The sequence below is a fragment of the Frankia sp. AiPs1 genome (genome assembly GCF_023716945.1).
In the GTDB taxonomy this organism is placed as follows: Bacteria; Actinomycetota; Actinomycetes; order Frankiales; family Frankiaceae; genus Frankia.
In genome coordinates, this window is record NZ_JAMQQF010000790.1 from 1 (window position 1) to 2,060 (window position 2,060).

1 protein-coding gene and 1 pseudogene are annotated in these 2,060 nt (G+C 73.8%); one reads left to right on the forward strand and one right to left on the reverse strand.

What is annotated here, in order from left to right:
• Positions 1-1,579, forward strand: a 1,579-nt coding sequence (locus ND748_RS30680) for a glycosyltransferase family 39 protein (RefSeq protein ID WP_251749786.1), incomplete at its 5' end; no start/stop codon positions are given.
• On the opposite strand, the pseudogene ND748_RS30685 reads toward ND748_RS30680, so the two are convergent.
• A pseudogene (locus ND748_RS30685) lies at positions 1,537-2,060 on the reverse strand (glycosyltransferase); the annotation flags it as partial. The gene ND748_RS30680 and the pseudogene ND748_RS30685 sit on opposite strands and share 43 nt — an antisense overlap.

Genomic DNA, 2,060 nt, shown 5'->3' on the forward strand with positions numbered 1-2,060 from the left:
GCTGGGGCGCGCGGCGAGGGCCTGGGGGGTGCCGCTGGTCCCGCGGCTGCTGCTGGCCGCCGTCGCGGTCGCGGTGGCCGTCGGCGCGGTCATGCGGTTCGCCACGCCGAGCCACCTGTGGCTCGACGAGTCGCTGACCGTCGCGATCGCCTCCCGGCCGGTGCCGGACCTGCTCCACGCGCTGCGCCACGACGGCTCACCGCCGTTGTACTACCTGCTGCTGCACGGCTGGATCCGCGTCTTCGGTGACGGCGACATCGCGGTCCGAGCCCTGTCGGGCGTGTTGTCGCTGCTCACGCTTCCGCTGGCGTGGCTCGCCGGACGCCGGGTGGGGCGCATCGCTTTCACCGCCGGCAACGGCGAGCGGGACGCCCCGACGTGGGTGGGCGTGGCGACGCTGCTGATGTTCGCCTGCTCCCCGTACGCCATCCGCTATGGCAGCGAGACCCGGATGTACTCGCTGGTCGTGCTGCTGGTGCTGGTGTTCGGGTTCGCGGCGGTGCGCGCGTTGGAACGCTCGACCCTGCCCCGGCTGGCGACGCTGACGCTGGCCACGGCGGCGCTGGTCTACACCCATTACTGGACGTTCCTCGTGATCTTCACGGTGGCGGCGTTCCTGCTGGTGCAGGCTCGCCGCCGCCCGCACTACCGCCGGGTCACGCTGCGGGCGTTCGCGGCGATGGCGGCCTCGGCGGCGCTGTTCGCCCCGTGGATGCCGTCATTCCTGTTCCAGATGCTGCACACCGGCACCCCGTGGGCGCCGAAGGTGCAGGCCCAGGTGCTGCTCGACACGGTGTTCGACTGGGCGGGGCCGCAGTCGACGGGAGCGCTGCTCGGGGTGGTGCTGCTCGGCGGGGCGCTGATCGGCCTGACCGCCCGGCCGGTCGGCCGCCGGGAGCTCACCGTCAGGGTGACCGGCCGGGTGCCGGGCCGCTACCTGGCGGCAATCTGGCTGTTGCCGCTGGTGCTGGCGTACTTCGTGAACATGTTCGGCGGCAGCGCGTACGCCGAGCGGTACACCGGCATCGCCCTGCCGGCCTGCCTGCTGCTGGCCTCCCTGGGCATCGCCCAGCTCCCGGGCACGCGGGTGCGGGCGATCGTGCTGGTCGTGGCCGTGTTCAGCGGGCTCGTCGGCGGCTGGCAGCTCGCCCGCACCGAACGCACCCAGGCGGGCGAGGTCGCCGGACGGATCGTCGCGCTCGCCCGGCCGGGCGACGTGGTGGCCTACTGCCCCGACCAGCTCGGGCCGGCCGTGCACCGGGCGCTGGTCCGACACGGCCCGCTGACCGTCCGAGAGATCGTGTACGCGGACAGTACCGGCCCGGCGCTCGTCGACTGGGTCGACTACGCCAGCCGGATGCAGCGGGCCAACGGCACGACGTTCGCCGCCGAGGTCAACAAACTCGCCGGCCCCGACCACGCGGTGCTGCTGGTGCGCGCCGACGGGTACCGGTTCCTGGAAGGTGCCTGCGCGGTGCTGTCCGACCAGCTCGCGACCCTGCGCGACCGGACCGTCCAGGTCGAGCGCCGCGATCTCTACGAGGGCGCGTCGCTGGAACGCTTCTCCACCCTGCGCTGACCGACCCCGCCCTGACCGACCCCGCCCTGACCGACCCCGCCCTGATCGATCCTGCGCTGATCGGCGCCGGCCTGGGCGGGCACGCCGGCAACCGGGCCGCCGCGGCCGCAACCGAGGGCCGCGGCGGCGAGGACCAGCAGAGCCATCGGCAGCGTGTAGTGGTTGAAGAACGTCTGCTTGTTCATCAGGTTGCCGGCGAGCAGGACCAGCGCGGCGCCGAGGCAGAACCCGGTGGCGTCACCGCGCGCCCGCCAGGCGACGGCGTAGGCGGCGACCAGCGCCACCGCGGCCGGCGCGAAGCCGAGCGTCACCCCGAAGTGGGACGCCCAGCCCGGTACGGACAGGGAATGACCGAGCACCCGGTAATGCAGGTTCGTCCAGACGGCGTCGTCGACGAAGTCGCCCGGCCCGGCCAGCACCCACGGGACGACGCCCAGCGCGCCGGCGCCCGCGGCAACCGCCGTGCGACGCGGTCCGAACC